Here is a 25,266-nt window from a genome sequence, read left to right on the forward strand (position 1 = left end):
GGGCGGGTCGAATGACTTTACAAGATGCGCGTGAAGCGCGTGGAACACAGGATGTGCAAGACGCACACATTTTTTACGATTACGCTAAAAATCCGCTGTCTAAAGCCAAAGAGTCGCAGGTTATAAGCGGCAAAAATTGGCGAATCACGTTAATCACGGATTCGCTTGTGCGCCTTGAGTGGAGTGAAAACGGCGAATTTGTAGACGCGCCTACGCAAACAGTTGTAAGACGAAACTTCGAGGCTGGCACGCAGATTGCCGCGGAAAAATCGCAAGCAACCGAAGATGAAGCATCGCGCGCTTTTAATCCAAAATCTTTTAATCCAAAATATAGTGTAAAAAACTTGGAAAATGGCTGGATAGAAGTCGAAACCGAAAAACTACTGATCACGTACAACCAGCAGCCGTTTAGCAAAGAGGGCTTGAGCATTGTTGTGCGCGGAGTGCCAGGCTCGCAATTCAACACGTGGCATTACGGCGACGAGTGCCACGGCAATTTGCTCGGCACAGCGCGAACAGTGGACGAGGCGGATGGAGCCGTTAAGCTTGGAACGGGCGTAATATCTCGCGACGGGTGGGCAGTGTTAGACGATTCGCGCTCGGCAAAAATCGCGTATGCGGCTGCTGTTGATGGAAAAGAAAACCCATACGGGGCATGGGTGGAGCCGCGTGAAAAGGCGGATGGCAGTGTGTCTGGGGAAAACTCTGCCGAATCATCTAAATCAAACTCTAAAGACCTATACTTCTTTGGCTACGGTCACAACTATATAGGCGCAATTCGCGACTTTTACAAGCTTACGGGCGCGCAGCCGCTTCTTCCGCGATTTGCGCTAAGCAACTGGTGGAGCAGATACTACAGGTACAGCCAAGACGAATATTTGCAGCTGATGAGCCGATTTAAGCGCGAAGGAATACCGTTCTCCACGGCAGTAATCGACATGGATTGGCACGTGACGGATGTGGACCCAAAGTATGGTTCGGGATGGACTGGCTACACGTGGAACCGCGATTTATTCCCAGATCATCGCGCGTTTTTGCGCAGACTTGCCAGCGAAGGGCTTTCTGCAACGCTTAATTTGCACCCGAGAGACGGCGTGCGCGCGTTTGAAGAAGACTATGCGCAAGTTGCGCGCGATATGGGAATTGACCCTGCAAGCGGCAAGGCAGTTGAGTTTGACCTTACAAATCCGCGCTTTTTGCGAGCATACCTAAACATGCATCGGCGCATGGAGAACGAGGGCGTTGGGTTCTGGTGGATTGACTGGCAGCAGGGCGGAGTTACAAAGCAGGCTGGCTTGGATCCGCTTTGGATGCTTAACCACGTGCACTACCAGGATTCGGGGCGCGGAGGCGCGTGGCCGATAACGTTCTCGCGCTACGCGGGGCCTGGCTCGCACCGCTACCCAGTGGGATTCTCGGGAGATAGCGTAACAACGTGGAATTCGCTTGCCTTCCAAACTTACTTTACTTCTACGGCGTCTAACATTGGCTACGGCTGGTGGAGCCACGATATTGGCGGACACATGCTTGGCGTGCGATGCGATGAGCTGGAGGCGCGCTGGTATGCGTTTGGCGCGTTTAGCCCGATTAATCGCCTTCACTCCAGCTGCTCGCCGTTTGCAGGCAAGGAGCCGTGGAACTTCCCTCGTGAAACTCGTGACGCGATGGTTAAAATGCTGCGACTTCGCGCGCAAATGCTGCCTTATTTATATACGATGAACTATCGCGCGGCGGTTTGCGGAAGGCCGATTGTAGAGCCAATGTATTGGCAATCGCCAGAAACACCTGCAGCGTACGAGATGCCGAATGAGTACCGTTTTGGCAGCCAGCTTGTGGTTGCGCCAATCGTTAGCAAGGGGTGCGAGCAAGTTGAGCGCGGTTGCACTGCCGTTTGGCTTCCAGAAGGAGATTGGTACGATTTCTTTGACGGAAGGCGATACGTTTCGCGCGGCGGTGCTGGGCGCAGATTTGAGGTTTGGCGAGGAATCGACCGCGTGCCGGCGTTTGCGCGCTCTGGGGCTATTGTGCCAATGCAAGTTTTGCCAAGCGAAGCGGATTGCGCAAGTAGAGAGCAGGCGGCGGAGCTTGTTAATAGCATTGAAAATCCGCGATCTTTGCGCGTTCTTGCATTCCCAGGGGATTGCGGCGAGTTTGTGATGCGCGAAGATAACGGACGATTTGAAGACGCGCGCGCTGGGAAAACTGCCGATACGCGCATGGAGCTTATTTGGCGAGATGGGAATGGATCCACACAGTTTGTGATTGATGCAGCAAAAGGATGCGCTAGTGCTGTTTCTTCGCTGCCTTCCAAGCGCGATTGGAGCGTGGTGTTTAGAGGTGTTGCTTGCCCAGACTTTTCGCGCGTTCGCGTTTTTGTTGGGGAAAATCAGCTTGAATCTAAGGCTGTAGAAGTTTCATATGAAGGCGAAGAGGGCGACTTAAGTCTTATTGTTTCTGTGCGCAACGTGCCTGTTGGCGATTGCGTGCGCGTGATTGTGGATGGCGGACTGTGCATTGCGCAAGACCCTAAGGTTGGCGATTGCTACAGGTTGCTTTTACAAGCGCAAATGCCGTACCGGGGCAAGGAGATTTCTTTTGACGCGATTCGCCAAGCTGGTGGTAGCGCGAGTGCTATAAGCGAGCTTTGCGCGCTTGAGTACACTAGCGAGAGCGAGCTTGAGCGCCATCAGCAAAGCGTTGACTTGACTAACGCACATGCGCCGCAGCACCCAGAGGTTGCTAAGTGGGCGCAATGGAAGTGCACGCTGCCTGACTCGGTTAAGCGCGCGCTTGAGGAGATTTTAATTCGCAGCGCTGAGCTTGCTTAAGGTTGAAAGCACAGTGTGCTTTCAACGCAAGCGAAGACGTTAGCGCGCTTAGACCTCGCTAACGACGACTGCCTTCGTGCTTAGATCGCGCAAGTGATTTTCCTATTTACTGTTGTGCGAGGTTTGAGTATTTCTGCCGCGCGGATTATCCGCGCTATTCCTCACGACTATTAGTAGCCGTTCGGCTGATTTGGCACGTAAAGTCCACTGGACTTTACGCTTGAGCCAAATCACGCTTTGAAGGAGCTTGAAATGCGTTATGCAATTTCAAGCTCAGTCAAAGCGCTCATGCAAGTCCCGTCGCTACGCTCCTCTTTTATTGCTCGTATAGAAATACATCAAACCTTCTGAATATCTAAAACTTTTTCGTATCTTTCATCACCGAGATTCTCGATTTTTCTTGCTCTCTCGGCGAATCACCATCTAGCGACGCTGAGGCTCGCTTCGATAGCTGCGAAAAATCTCGAATCTCTACCTTGCTTGCGCGACGACCTGCCTTTTCGCTTAGAGCGTAGCGCGAAAAGGCAATTCGGAGCGCTGAGCCGCTCAAACGTAAAGTCCAGTGGACTTTACGTGCGGCGAAGACGTGAGCGCGGCTAATCCGCGCGAGCGATATTCCTTGTTTGGTGTTGCGCGAGGGCTGGGTGTTTCTACGTTCGCGAGGGGTATTCCTGAATTTGTTTATCGAAACGCCAAATATGGGAACAAACGCGGGATAAAAGAGAAAAACCCACTGCAGAGGGTCTAAAAATGTGATTTGTATCATATACAAATGTTTAGATGAGTGAGCTAAAAATGGCGGTTGACTCGCCAGAATCGCAAGAATTTTTGAAAAAAATATCTCGCAAAAACCCTTAAAATAAAAGGCTTGGGGGGGGGGGGTATCTCTCCCCAAAAGCTATAAACATTTGTTAGTTGTCTTCAAAATTTTTTATTAAATGTTATAATGACTTCTCAAAGGATGGTTACATCATTATAGATGTACGCTATAAGACTTTGTAAAACTATTGTTAAAAACTATAGGGCTTTGAGAGTCACGGTCGGTGCGCAAAGCAATATCAAGTAAATTTAATTAATCCCACGGAAAGAGGAGAACATGACTACAAAATCTGCTAAACACGCCAACAAGACATTTGGTTCTGCAAAAGATACGGCTGCAAAGGCTGTTGATACGCACAAAGTGGCCGCTCTTTCTGCTGGAGCTGCTGGCGTAATTGCCGGCGCGGCTATTGCTTTTGGCGCAACTCCTGCAATGGCGGCGGAGACTCCTGCTTCTGCGCCTGTTAATACGAATGATCCTGCAAAAGAACAGAGTGTAATTGCTAATAAGAAGAAGGCTGAGGGTGCTGAGGCTTCTAAGGTTGAGGCTTCTAATAAAAATAGTGTAGATGCTAAGCCTGTTGTGGAGGCTCCTCAGCAGACTAAGGTAGAGGCGCCTACTGATAGTAAGGAATCCGCAGATGCTAAGCAGAGTGTAGAACCTACGGTAACAACTGCTGCTCCTATTGCATCGACTGAATCAACTGAAGAGAATAAGACTGGTAAGACTGAGAGCACTAAGGGCGAGAACGCGAAGGCTGATGGTAAGTCTGTAGATGATAAAGGTGTAAAACAGGATACTGCAGAAAATAGCACTCCTGCAGGAAATGTCGCAAAGAGTCGTAAAAAGCGTGATTTGAGTGCTGAAAATCATAATCAGGGTGAACCTGTTGTTGGCACAGATCGCGAAGCTAATCCAGAACCTTCCGTTTCGAATCAAATAAATATTTCAGAAGATACAAAAAATAGCGTCCCGAATATGTATGCATGGGGATCGTCTAATAATACGTATATTAAAAGCGGACAAAGTAACACTGTTACTTTCAACTTTGCAAAGCCAAAAGATGGATACAATATTAGCAGTATTGCCATTTTCCCTGCTCAAAACAATAGTATGACCACCGATAAAGGTAGAAAGGCTGCTGAATACTATTCTGGAAATCCGGGGCTGCATCAATCTTATTCTGGTGAATATACGTTTACCCCGAATACTGACGGCTCTGCAAAGCTTGAAATGACACCTCTTTTTAGAGATGGCAATCTTAACAGCGGTGTAGCATACGCTGCAAACCGTTGCATTTATGTGTACGGTAGAAAAGATGGTGGAGACGAAGTCTTGCTGTACAAGACTAATATTGCACGTGCAGCAACACTTATTCCACCTAAAACAGCTGGGTCAATTGTGCTGAAGTATAACGAAGAACTTACTGCACAACAAATTCGTGAGAAGCTTCAAAAAGCCATTGATGCTCCTACCGAAGCAACTGGTAATAAATCAATTCGTGAGCAAATTAACACCGCAAGTACATCTAAGGGCGTGGGTACGCGTGGAGATAATGGTGCATTTGTTCAGACTCCAGATACCGCTGAAAATAAGGTAATTATTAACGATCAGCGTGTGTACAATCCAAATGATGTTACTAGCTTTAATACAAAAACGCCTAAACCTGGTACTACTGAAACAACGTATATAACTACGGTACGAACACTTAAAACTCATCTCATAACCGACACAGGTTATACTTCTGATGATTTACCACTTACTGTTGCGCGCTATGATGATCGCATTGAAAAGCCAATTGTTGACGACCTGTCCAAGGTTTCCGATGATGTAAAAACCGAAATTAAACGCAAGCTTGCGCATCTTAATCACGTAAGCCAAGATCAGGTGACCATTAACGACCAGGGTGAAGTCACTATCAACTTTGCTGGCGTGGATGCTGCGGACGCTCCTAAGATTGCACTCAGCGACCTTGTGTTGAAGAAGATTGCAGAGAAGGATGTCGTCGTTCCGGCTGGCGAGAAAGCAGTCTTTGTTGCTAACCCACTTGGCTACTCAAACGCTGAACTTGATCGAATCAAGACAGCTATTTACGAAGCTAATAAAGACAATAAAGAGCTTGGTCTTACCAGCAAAGATCAGATTACACTTGAGTATCTTAAGGGCGATCTTACTGCATCTGGTGACTCTAATAAGGGAATCTCTAATGGTCAGGCGGAAAACAAGATTACCGTTAAAATCAAGACTGACAAGTCAGTTGCTGAGTTTACGTCTAATGTAAAAGAGAGCAAGCTTACAAAGCTTCCAAATATTCGTACAGATTACACCGTTTCGTGGGACAAGACTAAGATTGATGGTCGCGATACCGACGAAGGTATTTCTTGGAGTAATGATCAGAAGACCACTATCATCTACCGTTACGATCCAACTAAAGCGCAAGAGTTTGATACAACAAAGATTCTTGGCTTGCTGAAGGCTAAACCAAAGGATAGTAGTTCTGGTTTGCGCGACCTTACTGGCGGCGAGCAGCTTTCCTATGAAGGTACAGGGAATAACGCGCGCAAGTCGCACATGAACTATGCGCTTAATAAAGATGGCGAGCCAACAACTGAACTCACGCTTGGCAATATGGGTGGCGCTTATTGGTCTGGGAATCAGAAAGTTTCTAATTCTGACGTAAACCTCGGTGATAATTTATCAATAGCTGGTTCGTATTCATGGGATCCAGAAGCTGGTTCTGTAACGGTAGCTGGCAAAAAGGACAAGATTTTCAAGGCACGTCTGTTTGTTGAGCCGTATGCAATGACGTACTATAAGCATGTTTATATGGAGAAAGATCGTCACCCAGGCAATACGGCAAAGGCAATTAACGTTATCTTTGTGCCGCAGACGAATCATAAGAAGAGTGATTTGAAGAAGTCGGTTGAGGATCACAAGACTACTAAGGTTGAGGGCAAGGATGTTCCAACCGAGTCGAAGTACTACAACGCTTCTGATAAGAAGAAAGAGGCGTATGATGAGGCGTTGAAGCAGGCTAATGAGGCTTTGAAGCTTGCTGGTGATACGGAAGATTCCAAGCTGCCTGAGAATCTAAAAGCGCTCATCGATAACGCAACGATTAATCTTAACAAGGCACGCGCCGAGCTTGATGGTGATCCAACTAATAAAGACGACTTGAAGACCTCGATTGAAGCAAATGGCAAGGCTGCTGAGGGTCAAAATCCTGCAACTGGTACGCAAGCAACAAACCAGTTTAAGAACGTAAGCGATCCTGATTTTAAGACAGCTGATGGCAATGCCGATACCAAGAAGAATGCTGATGCTAAGAAAGCAAAAGAAGATTATGATAAAGCACTGGCTGAAGCCAATAAGGTAAAGGAAGATGACAACGCCACGCAAAAGGCTGTTGACGATGCCAAGGCTAAGCTTGACGCTGCGCGTAAGGAGCTTGATAAGTACAGCACCAACAAGGATGAGTTGAATAATGCCATCGCACAGCATGGTAAGGTAAACACGGGCGACACGACTAAGCAAGGTGACGAAAAGCTCAAGACTGCCGACCCAAGCTACCAGAACTCTACCAAAGAAGAGCGCAAAGCATACGACGATGCTGTAACGCAGGCGAACAAGATTGTAGCCGATCCAAACGCTTCCCAGAAGGAAGTAAACGAGGCTATCAAGAAGCTTAAGGAAGCTAAGGCTAAGCTCGATGCCAAAGCTACGGATAAGTCTAAGCTTGCAGCTGAGGAAAAACAGAGCTTCGATAATCCCAATCCAAACGATGAGACCAAGCAAAGCGTGTTCTATAAGAACGCTCTTAACAAGAGAGACAACGGTGCAAACGATCAAGAAAAGCAAGCTGCTAAAGATGCTATTGATAACTACAATAATGCGTTAAGAGACGCTCGCGCTATTCTTAACAACAAAAAAGCAACACAGGCGCAAGTTGACGAAGCTAAGAAGAAGCTTGAAGAAGCAGAAAACGCTCTGCATGAGAATTATAAGTCCGATGATAACGACCTTACGAAGGCAATCGCAAACAATGTGAGTGGTTACCTTATGCCAGCGTACTTCAATGCGTTTGATCAGGCTCAAAAGGATGGTGCAGACTCTCAGGCCGCTAAGGACTTCAAGACCTACAATGACGCCTATCAGAAAGCTAAGGAATTAAGCAAGAAGCTTAAGGAAACTGAAGAGTCCAAGAAGCCGAAGCAAACAGAGATTGATGCTGCCAAGACTGCGCTTGAAGATGCTCGTAAGGTAATCGATAAGTATGCAACCGACACCAGCAAGATTTCGGCAGCGCTGCTTCACAGCTTAGCCATTACTAATAGCCCGGCATATAAAAACGCGTCCGCTGGTGCTGAAGGTTCTGACGAAGCTAAGGCAAAGGCAGCATACGACGCCGCGTTTAAGGAGTTGCAAAAAGCCTTTAATGACCAAATGGACAAGGACAAGGGTGACGACGGCAACGAAATCTCAGAGTCTGTTATTCCAGATAAGAACATTGATATGACCAACAAAGATGCGCTTAAGAAGTTGCAAGCGCACGCTAAGGGTCAGCCTCTGAATAGGGATGTGACAAGGCTTCTTGAAGATCTTAACAAAGCTGTTGAAGGTCTGGATAAGTTTAAGACCAAGACCGACGACTTGATTAAGTCGATTAACGAGGACGCAACCACGCATCCAAGCCCTGCGTTTAAGAACGCGTCAGTTCACAATTATTTGGGTACTGATGGTAATGCGGATTCTGCTAAGAACACTGCTGCGCGTAAGGTTGCCGGTGATTATGGTCAAGCTCTTAATGAAGCTAAGGATTTGTTGAACAATCCTAACGCTACGCAGAAGGACATCAACGACGCTAAGGATAAACTTGATAAGGCGCGTAAGGCTCTTGACGCCTACAACACCGACACCACCAAGCTTAAGGAAAGCGTAAAGAAGCATGGCGATACAGAGGGTACTGCGCCTACAGAAGGCACACAAACTTCTGATGCGTATCGCAATGCGTCTGATCCTCACTTCTTAAATGCTGATGGCAAGCCTGATACGGATAAGAACAAGAAGGCAGCAGAAGCTAAAAAGGCATATGACAAGGCATTAGTTGAGGCGCATGATTTGCTCAAGAAAGCAGATCCTGAGAACAAAACACCTTTGGATGCTCAGCCAACACAGCAGCAGATTAACGATGCTTTGACGAAGCTCGATGATGCTCGTACTGAGATTGAGAAGTATACGACTGATACAACTGCTTTGAACACAGAAGCTGAGAAGTCACAGGCAGACACCGAAGGCGCTAGTGCAACCGGTAAGTTCGAGGACTCGCCAGAGTTCAAGAACGCTACTTACAAGCAAGGTGTTAAGCCAGATACTGATCCTGATGTTAAGCAGGCAAAGTCTGATCTTGAAACCTATAAGAAGGCTTTGAAGAATGCACGTGAGTTACTTGCCAAGAAGGATTCGGCTACACTCAGCGACCGTCCAACGCAGAAGCAGATTGATGACGCACTCGATGCCTTGAAGCAGGCTAAGCAAGCTATTACCGACGGCTACAAGACCAATGTGACCGCGCTTAAGGATGCGAAGGAATTTGCGAATGGTGACTTTAAGAAAACGCCTGAATACAAGAATGCTTTTGCTCTTAAAGATGATCAGAATGCCAAACAAGACAAGAAGACCGAGGCTCAGAACGCTGTTAATGCTCTCGATGAGAACACTAACGACGGTGCTCTGAAGAAAGCTAAAGATATTCTCGATAAGTTCGATGAGAAAGGCAATCCAAATACGGGAGGCAGAATCCCAACTCAGGCGGAAGTCGATGCAGCGCTTAAGACTTTGCAAGAAGCCATGAAGACTGTTGCCGAGTGCTACAAGACTGATGTCAAGCCGCTTTCTAACGAAGTTGGCGATAAGGATACGCAAGGTAATCCTGTAACTCCTCCATTCGAGGCGTCTGTTGCGTACAAGAACGCACTTGAAAAGGCGAAGACAGAAGATCATGCGACAACGGATCCTAACTCCGCTACTAAGAAGCTGGAAGCTTACAACGAAAAACTCAAGGCTGCACAGGAACTCATCAACAAGGTGAATAACCCTGATCCAAATGCAAAGCCAGAAGATCGTCCAACCCAAGCGCAGGTAGATAAGGCATTGCAAGACCTTAAAGATGCAAAGACAGCTATCGACAATGCTTTCAAGACCAACGCATCTTCCCTTAAGAAGGAAGCCGACGATAAAGACGAGACCGGACAGGAACATAATCCGAAGTTTGAACAAACAACGGAGTACCTCAACGCTCTTGCTAAGAAGACTGGTGACGAAGATATTCCTGATGTAAAGGCATACAAGGATGCACTGAAGAAGGCTCAAAATCTTCTGAAGAAGTTTAACGACGATGGTTCTGCGCCAAAGCAGGGTGAAAAGGATATCCCAACTCAGCAAGAAGTTGACGAGGCTCTTAATAATCTGAAAGAAATTAAGGATAAGATTCTTGCTAACTACAAGACCAATCCGCATGACTTGCAAGAAGAATTCGACAAGTCTAAGGACGGCGACGACGACACCAGAACCGACGTGTTCGAGAACACTCCAGAGTTCAAGAACGCTGATGCTAAGAAGGGTGAAGACGGCAAGTCGGATAATTCCGACATGAAGGCATACAAGGATGCCCTAGAGAAAGCTAAGAATCTTCTCGATGCTTTTGATCGTACAACAGGTAAAGTAAAAGACCAGTTGCCTAAGGGCATGACTAAGGCTCCAACTCAGAAAGAGCTTGACGACGCCCTAGATGCATTGCAAGCCGCTAAGAAGAAGATTACTGATGGCTACAAGACTGATCCTTCTAAGTTGAAGTCTGAGGCGGATGCTAATGGTGACTTCACCAAGACTCCTGAGTATCAGAATGCTCAAGCTAAGGGTGATGACGCATCTAAGCAAGCTCTTGAAGACTACAAGAAGGCTCTCGAAGACGCTAACAAGGTTCTTGGTGACAAGGACGCAACTCAGGCGCAGGTTGATGATGCTTTGAAGAAGCTTCAGGACGCTAAGTCTAAGCTTTCGGATGGTTATAAGACTGATAAGTCTGATTTGACTGTTGAGGCTGATAAGGATTCTGATTTCACCAAGACTCCTGAATATCAGAATGCTGCAGGAAGCCCAGAGGCTGATGCTTACAAGCAGGCTCTTGAGGATGCTAACAAGGTTCTCGGTGACAAGAATGCTACTCAGGCGCAGGTTGATGATGCTTTGAAGAAGCTTCAGGACGCTAAGAAGAAGCTTGCTGATTCTCATAAGACCGATAAGTCTGATTTGAACACTGAGGCTGACAATGATCCTGATTTCCGTAAGTCGATTCCGTTCATTATTGGTAAGGCTGCTGATTTGGCGGAGTATCAGCAGGCGTTGAATGATGCGAATAGTGTGCTTAATGATCCTAATGCTACACAAGCTCAGGTTGATCAGGCTCTTCGTAGGCTTCGTGATGCTAAGCAAAAGTTGATTGATGCTTATAACAGGCTTGTTAATACTGGTGTTGGTGTTAACGATGTGAATAATACTAGTGTTAATAATGTTGTTGATAAGGGTGCTTTGCAGGCTGAGGTTGATGCGGCTCTTGGTGATGTTTCGGCTAATGCTAATGGTGTAGTGGCTGATTCTAACTTGGTGAGTGAGTTTAATGCGGCTTTGAATTATGCTCGTTTAGTATTAGCGGATTCTAATGCTACTCAGGGGCAGGTTGATTCTGCTTTGGCTCGTTTGCGTGCTGCGCGTGCAGCTTTGCGTGAGGGTATGATCGCAGCGCGTAATTCTGCTGGAATGAATTTCAAGCGTGGTGACGTGAGTGGTGTTAATACTGGCGCTAGTTCCTCGGTGTTTGCTGCTTTGGCTGCGGTGTTTGCTGGGCTCGGAGTGGCTGGTGCTGCGTCTAAGCGTAGGAAGCATTCGGCTCGTTAGTTTAATCTGTAGCAGTGTGTGATGCTGCTACGATTGGAGTAATGTGAATTAATGGCTTGGAGATAATCTCTTCAAGCCATTAATTGTTTTCTTCTTTTCCACATTTTGTTTGGTGTTGTAAAGAAGAAAACGAAAAATAACATTTCGAAGAACATACCAGTGAATTTAGTAATTTTTCACAAAAGTGTTAAAATTCCTAACTGTGACTTATGCAAAGCAAAATTGCAAATCACCCGTATGGGGACGTTTGCAGGATTGCACTATCGCGAATAATCGCCAGTAGTTGTGATTGCAAAAGTCAAAAAGAGAAAATAGTCTAAAAAATAATCTAAAAAACAGTCTAAAAGGTCTAAAATTAACCAAAATAGACGAAACACGGGAGCTTGTTCTATACAGGCTGAGAGGGCGAAAGCCGACCGTAAACCTGATGCGGGTAATGCCGCCGTAGGGAAGGAGTATTATGCGAAATATTCGTATTATTGGTGCAGGTATCATTGGTCTAGCAACAGCTTGGAGACTTACAGAAGCTGGCGTAAAAGTTAGCATAATTGATCCAGATCCAGTCTCTGGCGCTTCTCATCATGCTGCCGGCATGTTAGCTCCTACCGCAGAAATGCAATATCAGCAGGATGCTTTGTATCCGCTCATGTTTGAGTCTGCAACTATGTATAAGGAATTGGTTGATTCGGTTGCAAAATACACCGATAAGCCAACTGGCTACTTAGAGTGCGGATCTTACGTAATTGGCGGTGATGCTGCAGATAACGAGCATGTAAACGAGTTGCTAAACTTGCAGCACCGTTACGGACGTAGAGCTGAGCATATTTCTGTGAGTAAGCTTCGTGAAATTGAGCCTGCTCTTTCGCCGACGATTGCAGGCGCTGTAAGCGTTCCGGATGATCATCAGATTAATCCTCGTCAGTTTACTGCAGCAATGATTGATGCACTTGAAAAGCGTGGTGTTGTTATTGAGCGTCGCGCAAGCACTCCAGACGATTTGGGTCCAGACACGGTTTTGGCATCTGGTTTGGGTGCTAAGGAAATGCTTCCTCAGCTTAAGCTTCGCGCTGTGTGGGGCGATATGATTCGTATGACTATTCCAGAGCCTTTGCGCCCAATTTTGAGCTCTGTGGTTCGTGGATTTGTGCATGATCGCCCAGTGTATTTGGTGCCTCGCGCTAAGGAAACAGGCGAGCTTGTGCTTGGCGCTACTTCTCGCGAAGACGACCGCGATATTCCAAAGGTTGGCGGTGTGCTCGACTTGCTCCGCGATGCAGCAAGCGTACTTCCTGGCATTCAGGAATGCTCGATTACTGAGGTTACCGCTGGCGGTCGCCCAGGAACTCCAGACGATTTACCATTCATTGGCATTGATCCTAAGACGCACACCACAATTTCTACTGGTTACTTCCGTCACGGCATTTTGCTCACAGCTTTGGGTTCTTCTTTGACTACAAAGCTTGTGCTTGAGCAAGAGTTGACTGATAAGGAAAAGGGCTTCTTGGAGAGCTGCAATCCTGCTCGCTTCTAGTGAAGAAAGTTCCTAGTTACGCAAGTTTCTAGTGACGCAAGTTTTAATAGACGCTAACAAAGGTTGAATTATGCAAATCGTCGTCAATGGTGAAACCGCTCAAGTGAAAGATAACTTGACTATTGCCCAACTTGTTGCACAACTCTACGGATCTGACTCTGGTTTTGGCATAGCGGTCGCGATTGGCGACGATGTGCTTAAGCGCGCCCAATGGGAATCAACCATCATCTGCGATGGGGATAAAATCGAAATTCTCAGCGCGGTTCAGGGCGGATGATCCTAAATAGCAGGCTGATTCACAATAGCGGTTGATTTCAAATAATTTGAGTATAGTTTCAAAAAAATTTATATAAAAGGCTTAAAATGACGGAAAATATAGAAAATAATGCAGAAGAAAATGTCGATACTTGGCAGCTTTGCGGTAAGACCTTACAGTCAAGGCTTTTACTTGGCACTGGCGGCATGACAAGCATTGACATTATGGAAAAGTCACTTGTTGCTTCAGGCGCGGAAGTAGCAACTGTTGCTTTGCGCCGTCACGCAAAAACTGGCGTGGATATTTACGGTATGTTGCAACGCCATAACATTAACGTTTTGCCAAATACTGCTGGTTGCAAAACTGCTCATGATGCTGTTCTTACAGCAAAAATGGCTCGTGAATCACTTGGAACTGATTGGATTAAGCTCGAAGTGATTGCAGACGACGATACTTTGCTCCCAGACACTCGCGAAGTTTTGCTTGCTGCAGAAAAGCTAGTTGAAGAAGGATTTAGCGTGCTCTGCTACACGAATGACGATCCGATTGTGGCTCGTCGCCTTGTGTCGCTTGGTGTGAAGGCTGTTATGCCAGGGGGTGCTCCAATTGGAACTGGACTTGGTATTTTGAATCCTCGAAACATTGAGCTGATTGTTCAAGAAAGCAAAGAATCTGGCGTTCCTGTGATTTTGGATGCTGGCGTTGGAACTGCTTCCGATGTTGTTAAAGCTTTCGAAATTGGTTGCTCGGGCGTGCTTCTTGCAAGCGCTGTAACTCGCTGCCCAGATCCTGTAAAGATGGGTCGTGCAATGGCTGCTGCTGTAACTGCTGGTAAGCTTGCTCACGATGCTGGCCGTATTCCTAAGCGTGAGCATGCGCTCGCTTCTTCGCCTGTTGAAGGTCGCGCTTGGGCTGACGCAGTACTGTAAATTCTGTAAATTTTGTACTGTAATTGATTCAGCATATTCAGTATGACGATTAATAAGATTTATGACAACCTGCAGGAGCTTGAGGCGGAACGCACTTGCCGCCACTTGCTCCTGCCAGGCTTTACGCATGAACATCAGCAGTTACTTCGCGATGCGAAAATCTGCATGGTTGGGGCAGGTGGACTTGGTTCGCCGTGCTTGCTTTCGCTTGCTGCTGCAGGAGTTGGTGAAATCACTATTTGCGACGACGATGTTGTAGAGCTTTCTAATTTGCAAAGGCAGACTTTATACACTGTTGATCAGTGTGGCAAGTCGAAAGCGCAACTTGCAGCTAAGCGCTTGCAGGCATTATCTCCAGGTTTAAAAATCAACCTTGTAAATAGATTTAATGAAGACAACGCAAAACAACTTGTAGAAAATCACGACTTAATAATTGATGGTTGTGATAATTTTGCTACGCGCTTTTTGATTGCGGATGCTGCTTGTAGTGCTGGCACGCCAGAAGTTTATGGCTCAGTTCTTTATTATGAAGGTCAAGTAAGCGTTTTTGTGCCAGGAAAAGGACCTGCTTTGCGCGACTTGTATACTTGCCCTCCGCCTAAAGAAAAAGTGCCAAAATCGGCTGTATTAGGCGCAACTGCAGCTATTGTTGGCGCAATGATGGCAACTGAAGCAATCAAGATTATAACTGGTATAGGAAAGCCGCTTATTGGGGTTTTGGCTCGATATAACGCCATTGATAACTCGCTTCGACATTTTAGATTTGCGTGAACTTTGCGTAATGCAAAAGTTGAGTGTGGGAGTATTAAGTTTTTGCGAATCGCGTGCGAAAATGCTTGACTTTAATAACTTGAGTGTGTTAGACTCAAGTTTTGTAAAAAGAAAAAGCGGTTAGTCGCAAGGCTGGCTGCCAAGAATTTGAGTACATAGATTAAAAGGTACATAGATAAGATAGCTAGGAGATATTATGGGACGCGCAGTAGGTATTGATTTAGGAACAACGAACTCCTGCATTGCAACGCTTGAAGGCGGCAGTCCAACAGTTATTGTTAACGCAGAAGGTGCGCGTACAACACCATCCGTGGTGGCATTCAGCAAGTCGGGCGAAATCTTGGTTGGTGAAGTCGCTAAGCGTCAGGCAGTTACAAACGTTGATCGCACGATTAGCTCTGTAAAGCGCCATATGGGTACGGATTGGTCTGTTGAGATTGATGGCAAGAAGTGGACTCCACAAGAGATTTCCGCACAGGTTTTAATGAAGTTGAAGCGCGATGCTGAAGCCTACCTTGGTGAGCCAGTAACCGATGCTGTTATTACATGCCCAGCTTACTTCAACGATGCACAGCGTCAGGCAACTAAGGATGCAGGTAAGATTGCAGGCTTGAACGTGCTGCGTATTATTAACGAACCAACTGCTGCAGCTTTGGCTTACGGCCTCGAAAAAGGCAAGGAAGACGAGCGCATTTTGGTATTCGATTTGGGTGGCGGTACTTTCGATGTGTCGCTTCTTGAGATTGGTAAGGATGACGACGGCTTCTCTACAATCCAGGTGCAGGCAACTAATGGCGATAACCACTTGGGTGGCGATGACTGGGATCAGAAGATTATCGACTGGCTTGTTGGCGAAGTTAAGAACAAGTACGGCGTTGATTTGAGCAAGGATAAGATTGCTTTGCAGCGCTTGAAGGAAGCTGCTGAGCAGGCAAAGAAGGAGCTTAGCTCTTCTTCTTCTGCTTCAATTTCTATGCAGTACTTGGCAATGACTCAAGACGGAACTCCAGTGCATTTGGATGAGACTTTGACTCGCGCTCACTTTGAGGAGATGACTTCCGACTTGCTCGGTCGCTGCCGTACGCCATTTAACAACGTGCTTTCCGATGCTGGCATCTCCGTAAGCCAGATTGATCACGTGGTGCTTGTTGGTGGTTCAACTCGTATGCCAGCCGTCAAGGAGCTTGTAAAGGAGCTTACGGGCGGTAAGGAAGCGAATCAGTCCGTGAACCCAGATGAGGTTGTGGCTGTTGGTGCAGCCGTGCAATCGGGCGTTATTAAGGGAGACCGAAAAGACGTTCTGCTTATTGATGTAACTCCACTTTCCTTGGGCATTGAAACCAAGGGTGGAATTATGACGAAGCTTATTGAGCGTAATACCGCAATTCCAACTAAGCGCTCTGAAGTGTTCTCTACTGCAGAAGACAATCAGCCATCCGTGTTGATTCAGGTTTATCAGGGTGAACGTGAGTTTGCTCGCGATAACAAGCCTCTTGGTACTTTTGAGTTGACTGGTATTGCTCCAGCTCCTCGTGGCGTTCCACAAATCGAAGTGACTTTCGACATTGATGCTAATGGCATTGTGCACGTTTCCGCTAAGGATAAGGGCACTGGCAAGGAACAGTCCATGACGATTACTGGCGGTTCTGGTTTGCCAAAGGACGAGATTGACCGCATGGTTAAGGAAGCTGAAGCTCACGAAGCTGAAGATAAGAAGCGTAAGGAAGAAGCTGATACTCGTAACCAGGCAGAATCTTTCGCTTACCAGACTGAAAAGCTTGTGAACGATAATAAGGATAAGCTTTCTGACGAAATCTCCAAGGAAGTTACCGAAAAGGTTAATGCTTTGAAGGAAGCTTTGAAGGGCGATGATATTGAGAAGATTAAGTCTGCTCAGAGCGAGCTTATGACTTCTGCTCAAAAGATTGGTCAGCAGCTTTACGCTCAGCAGGGTGCTGCTGGTGCTGCAGGTGCACAGGCTGGCGCTGCTGGTGCTGCATCTGATGCAAATGCAGGCGCTGGATCTTCTGCAAAGGATGACGACGTGGTTGACGCCGAAGTGGTGGACGACGACAAGGACGATAAGGACAACAAGTAATGTCCGAGTTTAACGCCAACGACTACTTGAGCGGATTGGAAGATGTGCCTTCGGATGCTGGCGATTTGGAAGAATCGTCAAATCCAGCTGATTCTGCTAGTGCAGCCTCGTCTAGTGAGCATGTGGATGCATCACAAAACGAAGCACAAGACGCAGCTGCTCATGAGGCAAAGCATGCGGCGACGCAAGATACGCCAACACAAGATGTGGACGCTAATGCAAGTGCCGATGCGGAAAAGTCGCCAGCAACCGACGATGAAGCCAACGCTAGTAAGTCGAAAGAAAATAATGATTCTTCAGACACGCAAAGCAACGAAGAAGAAGATTCTTTAACACCGCTTGGCAAAGCTAAAAAAGAGGCGGCGGAGTATTTGGAAGCGTTGCAACGCGAGCGAGCAGAGTTCATAAACTTCCGCAACCGTGCTTCTAAAGAGCAAGATCGATTCCGTCAACATGGAATTATCGATGTTTTAACAGCTTTGCTACCTGCTTTAGATGATATTGATCGTATTCGTGAACATAGTGATATGGACGATTCATTTAAAGCCGTTGCTGCAAAGTTAGACAAAGCATTTGAGAAATTCGGCGTTGAAAAGTTCGGCGAAAAGGGCGAAGAATTTGACCCGACTAAGCACGATGCGATTCTGCATAAGCCAGATCCAGATGCTACAAAAGACACAGTAGATGTTGTTGTAGAAGCAGGATACAGGATCGGAGATCGAGTGATTCGCGCAGCTAGAGTAGTTGTTGCGTCGCCAGCAAGCTCGTGAAACACGCTGTGAAACATTCGTATGGTTTGTATGTAACGCAATAAAACGCAGTTACCGACTAGCGAAGAATCCCATAAAAACTTACTCGTGCTGGTTTAAAACGTTTAAAACACTGTTTAAAAACGCAAAACCAACACGAGTAGGTTTGTATTTAAGGTTTATATATAAATGTTATGCCAATGTGCTCGAAACATAAGAAGGAGGCACAAATGGCTGAAAATGAATGGTTAGCCAAAGATTTCTACAAAGTGCTCGGTGTCTCCAAAGATGCCGACGAAGACACAATCACAAAAGCATACAGAAAACTAGCTAGAAAATATCATCCTGATTTAAACAAAACAAAAGAAGCGGAAGAAAAATTCAAAGACGTGTCCGAAGCGTATGACGTTTTGAAAGATAAGCAAACACGTCAGCGTTACGATGCGATACGCCAATTTGGAGCGGGCGGAGCAAGATTCGCTGGAGGCTCTGGAGCAGGCGGATTCGACGCAAGTGGATTCAGCGATATATTCTCATCGATGTTCGGAGGCTCAAATGGGTCTCGCGTGCGATTCTCCACAAGCGGAGCTGGACCAGACATGGGAAACATATTCTCCATGTTCACGGGAGGTGCAGGAGCGCAATCTTCGCAAGGATTTGGAGGAAGTGGCTTTAATGGTGGCGCAGAATATGGTCAATATGGTCAATATGGTCAATCTGCTCCACAAAATTCGCCTGAACGCGGTGAAGACATTACAACTTCAATCAAACTGACATTTAAACAAGCGTTCAAAGGTGCTACGGTTTCGCTTCGATCGGGCGGAGAGTCGTTCAAAACTCATATTCCAGCAGGAGTAAAAGATGGGCAAAAAATCCGCTTAAAGTCCAAGGGCAAGCCAGGGAAGTTTGGTGGAGAAGCTGGAGATATGTACTTACAGGTTCAGGTAGAAAAAACTGATAATTTTTCTCTACGCGGCTGTGATTTAGTGGCAAATCTTCCGCTTACACTAGATGAGGCTGTTCGCGGAGCAAAAGTCACGCTTAAAAACCTATATGGTAAGCCAGTAGTGTTTAAAGTGCCAGCTGGAACATCTAGCGGTAGCGAAGTACGTGTAGAAGGCGAAGGCGTGCCAGGTAAAAATGGAGCCTTTGTAGGAATCGTACAAATACAAATACCAAAGCGATCTGGCATGATGATAAAGCGTGCTGCAAAAGAATTCAACAAGGCATGCGGAGAATCATATGAGCAAGAAGTGCACGATTTGCGCGCATAGCAACAAATCGCTTAGTGTGTGCGTGTAGAAAGGAAAAGTCATGGTTAGGTTGGAGCGCCAAACTAAAGCATTGTACGAAATGTGTGCAGTGGCGTTAGTGCGTGGAAGCGCAACTCTTGACGGCGCAGATGAAGTCGGCTTTAAAATCGACATGCCGATTTTTACAGTAAGCCACGTAGCCAACCTAACCGACACTCATCCACAAACACTAAGACAGTACGACAGGCTGCGCTTGATTATGCCACAGCGTACAGAAGGTGGAGCTAGAAGATACTCTCTTAGAGACATAGATAGGCTTGTGCAAACACAAAAACTAAGCCAAGAGGATGGAGTAAATCTTGCTGGAATAATGCGTATTTTGGCTTTGCAAGAAGAAAATCGCCAGCTTAAAAGACAAGTAAGACACTTGATTGAAGAAGCCAATTGCGCTGAACGAAATATTTTTACTGCGACTGTAGATGGGAATATTGTAGAAGTTCAAAGGTCACAAAGCGCAAAGGATTGGCGACGCGACATTCGTGTTCAGCAGCGAGCATTGCCATCATCGTATAATAAACATTCTCACTCGCAAAACGATGCTCAATACAACAATTGTGATTATGATGATTTAAACGACGATAAGTCTGTTGTTTTGTGGCGAGCATTCAGAATATAGCAATGTAGCAGTCTAACATTAGTTTAGATATTATTAAATACTAATCAAATGTTTAAATATAAAATGTAAATATAAAATTGATAAATATCGCATACGTAAAGCGACAAAACAAAGGGTATTGATGGCAATAAACACAACAGCAGCGCAAAACACCACAAATCACAAGCTTTCCGCAGTCTTTTGGGATATGGACGGCACGTTAATTGATTCGGAACCGTATTGGCATGATGCTGAAATCCAAATCGCAAAAGAACATGGTGGCGAATGGAACGAAGAATTAGCTTGGCAGTATTCTGGTGGATCTTTAAAAGATGTTGCTGAAGCCATGATTGCTCGCGGAACAAAAATGGGCGTTGAAGAAATCGGCAACGCGATGGTGGACTATGTAGCGCAAAAAGAGCAGATAGAGGTTCCATGGGTACCAGACGTTCTGAATCTTTTGCAAAAATTAGCGGATGCAGGAATCCCTTCGATTCTAGTGAGCAATTCACCAAGGCGACTTGTTGAAAACATTGTGAACCATGCGCCAAAAGGTGCGTTTGCAGGATACATTTGCGGAGACGATGGATATGCTACAAAGCCAAGCTCCGAGCCATATTTAGCAGCAGGGAAACTGCTTGGTATTAGTGCGCAAAACATGAAGTATTGCATCGCTATTGAGGATTCGTTTGCAGGGTTAAAGTCGGCTGCAGCTTCGGGGGCGACGACTCTTGCACAAACAGCGTACTCGAATCTAGACGTAAGTAACGGACCGCAATTCGCTGATATACATGGATACGAAGATGTTACGCCTCAAACGCTTGAGCGCTACATTATTGCTCGAATTGCGCAGTAACATACAAACGCACTACATGGCAGGTCGTCGTTCGCGCGTTACAGCGCGCTCACGTCTTCGCTTGCGTTGAAAGCACACTGTGCTTTCAACTTTGAGCAAGCTCAGCGAATCGAAGTGCATTCGCGCGCTACGCTTTAAGCGCTCATGCAAGTCGATTCGCAGTCCTCCGATGGTGACTCGCCGAGAGAGCAAGAAAAATCGAGAATCTCGGTGATTAAGCTATACGCAATTGTTCAAGTACGTAAGAGGGCTGGGTGATTCTTGGTCGAACAGTATAAGAGCGGTAGCCGATACTAAATAATCCAATGAATCACCCTACAAACAAACTTCAACCCAAAAAACAAAATTAAAGCCAAATCGGAACAACCGCAACAACAGACTACACGCAATAGGCGGAGCGTTGTGCGAATCGACGACTTCGAGCTGCATAGCGCGCGAGAAGTCACCTCGATTCGCTGAGCCGCTTAAATGTAAAGTCCAGTGGACTTTACATGCGGCGAAGGAGTGAGCGCGGCTAATCCGTGCGAGCGTAGAAACACCCAGCCCTCGCGCAACAGTAAACAGTAAATATGAAATGTCGTTCGCGCGGTCTAAGCGCGCGAACGCACTACGAGATTACAGAATCACGTAGATTAATCGCCGCCAGCAGCGCCTTCTTGAGTCTCTGATCCAGAGTATCCATATGGCGATCCTGCCGAGCTAGATGCTCCAGACGAATTGCGTTCAGACTGACCAGATTGACCAGACTCTCCCGAACCAAGCCCAGATCCATAAGATCCTTCGGACCCGCGTGAAGAGTCGCCAGCAGCCGCGCCTGCAGAATCTGAAGGCTTATTTTCTGTCCTATCTACTTTATCCTTATTTTCCTTATAAGGCTCTTTATTGTCAGAAGCTCTATCCGAGTAGTCGTATTCCGAAGTACGCCTATTGCCTCCAAGTCCCCACTTGCCATCTTCGCCACCAATTTTGCCGTTATCCTTAGCTTCTGGGAATTTCTCGGTAGGCATTCCAGTGAGCGCGTGACGCATATACTTTGTAAACAAGTGCGCAGAATACCCAACACCGCCTGGATAACCGCGGAAAGACGGAACAGGCTGAGGATTTCCCTGCGCATTCGGATACCATATAGCAAACACGGTTACAACACTAGGAGTAAAACCAACAAAGCTGCATGCAGTCTCATCGTTTGCGGTACCAGACTTTCCGGCTATAGGTTTGCCAACACCCCTAGCTTCCGTAGAAGTACCATATTGAACAACGCCTTGCAGAGCTTTAGTGGTAAGAGCCATGTCTGCTGGAGAAAACACTTGTCGTCCAGATGTTGGAGCCCTATAAAATTCTTTTCCATCTGGATTCTTAACGCTAGCAACAATATGAATATCTGGTCTACGCCCCTGATTTGCTATCGTAGAATAGGCTCGCGCAATTTCGCTCACATGCACAGGGTCGTTACCCAACACTGTGAACGGATTTTCGCCATTAATCCTCTTAGGATCCAAGCCAGCCGTAACAGCAGTATGAGCCACAGCCCTACGCCCAAGCTTTTGCTGCAAAGACATAAACGGCGTGTTCACGGAGTTTGCTGTTGCTTTATAAAGGTTGATTGTTCCCCAATTAGTGTTTGCATAGTTGTTAACAGGCTTATCTATGCCTTCAAACTTTAGGTTAGAATTTCCATTAAACAGCGTATTAAGACTTGTTCCAGCCTGAATAGCACCGATTAAAGCGAATGGCTTCATGGTACTTCCAGGCTCATAAAGGGCTTGAGTAGCATTATTAAGCGGTTTAGAAAGATAGTCATCTCCAGCATAAACAGATATGATTGACCCGTCTTTAGGATTTACACTCATTCCACCTACTTGCAACCCAGCTGGAGCGATTCCGCGACCACCCATAGCAGGGCTTGCCACACTAAACATTAAATCCTGCTTAGCTTTGTCGATTGTTGTAACAATACGATATCCGCCAGTATCAAGGTCTTCCTTTGTAAAAGCTCCGCTTTGAGTAAGCTCGCTGCGAACCATGTTAAGCAAATAACCTTGAGGTCCTGAATAAACGTTTTGCTTAGTCTGATTAATGGTTTGTGGCATTTTAGCGCTTTTATATTCTGCGTCAGTAATGTACTTGTCTTCACGCATAATCCTAAGAACGCGCTTGAATCGCATATTCGCTTCTTTAGGCATAATTGCAGGATCCCAGCTGCTTGGTGCAGGGATTATTCCAGCCAGCATTGCTGCTTGAGATAGTGTAAGATCCTTTGCTTCTACACCAAAGTACGCTTTTGCTGCCGCTTGTATTCCATACGCTCCGCGACCAAGATAAATAGTGTTCATATAGTTACATAGCACAGTATTTTTATCTTGTGTTTGCGCGATTTTTAGAGCTAGAATCGCCTCGTGAAGCTTGCCTAAATACGTTTTTGTTTCACCAAGATAGTAGCGTTCTGCATACTGTTGTGTGATTGTGGACCCGCCCCAGCGTCCTTTAGAAGTTATGTTGTGAATTATTGCGCGTCCAATTCCTTTAAAATCAATTCCACCGTCTTTGTAGAACGATCTGTTTTCGCTTGCGACTATCGCGTTGCCAACATATGGTTTTAGCGCAGAGCAACTTATGATTTCTCGATTTTGTTCCGCAAAACTACCGATTTCTGTTTTTCCATCTGCGTAGTACACCTTGGTTTTGTCTGCCATCGCAATCTTATCTGGCTGCGGAATGTCGGTGTTTACATACATAACCGCAAATACGAGTGTGCCAAGGATTATTGGTGTAAAAATTATGATTAATGCCCAAAATAGGATTGGATGTTTTGTTCGCCACGTGTCGCGGATTCTTTTGTGTTTTCTTCTTTGACGCCTCTGCCTTGTTGCGCTTGGTCTGGCTGTTCCAGTTCTGGCGTTTGCGCGTCGTTTTTCCTCTGCAGAAGTCGCGCTTCTTACAGTGCGTCCTGTATTAGAAGAGTGCGAATTTTGTCCATTACTATTTGCAACCATATAATCCAAGTTAGCGCTTGGCGAGGAATTTTAATCATATGTAATATCATGTGTAATATTTGTAAAAGCTAGTATTATAAAAGTGTGTTAGTGCAGCATGATTATATGCTGCTGTTTTTGGGCAAGGAGTTTATATGAGTATCCGCGTTGCCATTGCCGGTGTTGGCAATTGTGCTTCGTCGTTGGTTCAAGGCGTTGAATACTACAAAAATGCCAATGATGGCGATAAAATTCCAGGATTAATGCATGCTGTTTTTGGGCAATATCGTGTGCGAGATATTGAGTTTGTAGCAGCTTTTGATGTTGACGCTTTAAAAGTGGGTCATGATTTAAGCGAGGCGATTTATGCTTCGCAAAACAACACGATTCGCTTTGCAGATGTGCCTAATCTTGGTGTTAAAGTGCAGCGTGGACCTACTTACGATGGTTTGGGCGACTACTATAAGCAGATGATTGACGAATCTGAAGAAGAACCTGTGGATGTTGCCGCGGTTTTGCGCGATTTGCATGTAGACGTGCTTGTGTCTTACTTGCCAGTAGGCTCCGAGCAGGCAGACAAGGCTTATGCGATTGCAGCTATGGAAGCTGGATGCGCGTTTGTAAACTGCCTTCCTGTTTTTATTGCTTCCGACCCAGTTTGGGCGCAAAAGTTCCGTGACGCAGGCGTTCCGATTATTGGCGACGATATTAAAAGTCAGGTTGGAGCTACGATTACGCACCGCGTTATGGCGCGACTTTTTGAAGATAGAGGAGTGCGTTTGGATCGCACTTACCAGCTGAATGTTGGCGGAAACATGGACTTTATGAACATGTTGCAGCGCTCTAGGCTTGAGTCGAAGAAGATTTCTAAGACGCGCGCGGTTACTTCGATTGTTCCGCACAATATGGATGATCACAACGTGCACATTGGTCCTTCGGATTATGTTGCTTGGCTTGACGACCGCAAGTTTGCGTTTGTGCGCTTAGAGGGCACCACTTTTGGCGATGTTCCGCTTAGCTTAGAGTACAAGCTCGAAGTGTGGGATTCGCCTAATTCTGCAGGCATTGTTATAGACGCTGTGCGTGCGGCGAAGATTGCGTTGGATCGCAAGCTTTCGGGTCCGATTTTGGCTCCTAGCTCCTACTTTATGAAGTCGCCAGCTGTTCAGCATGAAGATAGCGAGGCGCGCGAACTCGTTGAGCGCTATATTGCTGGAGATGTTGAGGCAGATGAGTCGCAGCTTAATGCAGATGTTGAGGCTGCAAAAGAGCATGGTAAAAGCGTGTGGCGCGCCTAGCAATGCGCCTAATGGTGCGGAAGCTTCCGACTTGCGCTCGACTTGTAGCCAAAATCGTGTAATATAGGTAGAGCCTCCGCGTGGCACTACGTCACCCAATCCCCCCAGGGCAGGAATGCAGCAAGGGTAAGTGGCCTCTGGTGGGTGCGCGGGGGTTTTCTTATATAAAGTTTGTTAGATTTGTCTCGCTCGTGAGACATTTGTAACGTTTTTTGACTGATTTTCGTTAGATTTGTCTCGCTCGTGATGCAAATATAACGCAAGCGATATTACCCATTTGTTGTTGCGCGAGGGCTG

13 protein-coding genes and 1 other RNA gene are annotated in these 25,266 nt (G+C 46.3%); 13 read left to right on the forward strand and 1 reads right to left on the reverse strand.

The genetic code is table 11. The annotated features are described in order from the left end of the window. Positions 1–11: 11 nt before the first annotated feature. The 11 genes from HXT25_RS03625 (at position 12) to HXT25_RS03675 (ending at position 20,699) form a co-directional block, all read left to right on the forward strand. Positions 12–2,828, forward strand: a complete 2,817-nt coding sequence (locus HXT25_RS03625) for a TIM-barrel domain-containing protein (protein ID WP_422118679.1) — start codon at positions 12–14, stop codon at positions 2,826–2,828. A gap of 1,096 nt (positions 2,829–3,924) precedes the next feature. Then, complete coding sequence (locus HXT25_RS03630; protein WP_422118680.1) at positions 3,925–11,601, forward strand: peptidase; 7,677 nt, start codon at positions 3,925–3,927, stop codon at positions 11,599–11,601. Positions 11,602–12,061: 460 nt separating this feature from the next. Next, positions 12,062–13,132 carry a glycine oxidase ThiO gene (gene thiO, locus HXT25_RS03635; RefSeq protein ID WP_004112841.1) on the forward strand — a complete coding sequence of 357 codons (1,071 nt, stop codon included), beginning with the start codon at positions 12,062–12,064 and terminating at the stop codon, positions 13,130–13,132. Positions 13,133–13,202: 70 nt separating this feature from the next. Beyond that, positions 13,203–13,409 (forward strand): sulfur carrier protein ThiS, encoded by a 207-nt coding sequence (gene thiS, locus HXT25_RS03640; RefSeq protein WP_004112838.1) that lies wholly within the window; start codon positions 13,203–13,205, stop codon positions 13,407–13,409. An 86-nt stretch (positions 13,410–13,495) separates the two neighbouring features. Further along, entirely contained in the window at positions 13,496–14,317 is an 822-nt protein-coding gene (locus HXT25_RS03645; RefSeq protein ID WP_422118681.1) for a thiazole synthase, read from the forward strand. A gap of 42 nt (positions 14,318–14,359) precedes the next feature. Then, positions 14,360–15,088 (forward strand): HesA/MoeB/ThiF family protein, encoded by a 729-nt coding sequence (locus tag HXT25_RS03650; RefSeq protein ID WP_020760421.1) that lies wholly within the window; start codon positions 14,360–14,362, stop codon positions 15,086–15,088. A 196-nt stretch (positions 15,089–15,284) separates the two neighbouring features. Beyond that, complete coding sequence (gene dnaK, locus HXT25_RS03655; protein WP_119675597.1) at positions 15,285–17,186, forward strand: molecular chaperone DnaK; 1,902 nt, start codon at positions 15,285–15,287, stop codon at positions 17,184–17,186. Continuing rightward, the gene (grpE, locus tag HXT25_RS03660; RefSeq protein ID WP_415698217.1) at positions 17,186–17,956 is read left to right on the forward strand and encodes a nucleotide exchange factor GrpE; all 771 of its coding nucleotides are present in this window, start codon (positions 17,186–17,188) and stop codon (positions 17,954–17,956) included. Before dnaK ends, grpE begins: the two co-directional genes overlap by 1 nt. Positions 17,957–18,165: 209 nt before the next feature. Next, positions 18,166–19,209: a DnaJ C-terminal domain-containing protein gene (locus HXT25_RS03665; protein WP_422118682.1), complete on the forward strand. Its 1,044-nt coding sequence runs from the start codon at positions 18,166–18,168 to the stop codon at positions 19,207–19,209. A 40-nt stretch (positions 19,210–19,249) separates the two neighbouring features. Then, positions 19,250–19,864: a heat shock protein transcriptional repressor HspR gene (locus HXT25_RS03670; RefSeq protein WP_004112824.1), complete on the forward strand. Its 615-nt coding sequence runs from the start codon at positions 19,250–19,252 to the stop codon at positions 19,862–19,864. A gap of 121 nt (positions 19,865–19,985) precedes the next feature. Further along, positions 19,986–20,699, forward strand: coding sequence for an HAD family hydrolase (locus tag HXT25_RS03675; protein ID WP_004112821.1), 714 nt, complete (start codon positions 19,986–19,988; stop codon positions 20,697–20,699). A gap of 632 nt (positions 20,700–21,331) precedes the next feature. On the opposite strand, the gene HXT25_RS03680 is transcribed toward HXT25_RS03675, so the two are convergent. Beyond that, the gene (locus HXT25_RS03680; protein ID WP_422118683.1) at positions 21,332–23,692 is read right to left on the reverse strand and encodes a transglycosylase domain-containing protein; all 2,361 of its coding nucleotides are present in this window, start codon (positions 23,690–23,692) and stop codon (positions 21,332–21,334) included. Positions 23,693–23,826: 134 nt separating this feature from the next. On the opposite strand from HXT25_RS03680, the gene HXT25_RS03685 reads away from it, so the two are divergent. Together HXT25_RS03685 and ffs are read left to right on the forward strand one after the other, a co-directional pair. Further along, on the forward strand, positions 23,827–24,969 hold the full coding sequence (locus HXT25_RS03685; RefSeq protein WP_048731013.1) for an inositol-3-phosphate synthase: 1,143 nt from the start codon (positions 23,827–23,829) through the stop codon (positions 24,967–24,969). 67 nt (positions 24,970–25,036) lie between these two features. Next, positions 25,037–25,133, forward strand: an RNA gene (ffs, locus tag HXT25_RS03690) — signal recognition particle sRNA small type. Positions 25,134–25,266 lie beyond the last annotated feature (133 nt).

Source organism: Gardnerella sp. DNF00476, assembly GCF_049262735.1.
Taxonomy (GTDB): Bacteria; Actinomycetota; Actinomycetes; order Actinomycetales; family Bifidobacteriaceae; genus Bifidobacterium; species Bifidobacterium vaginale.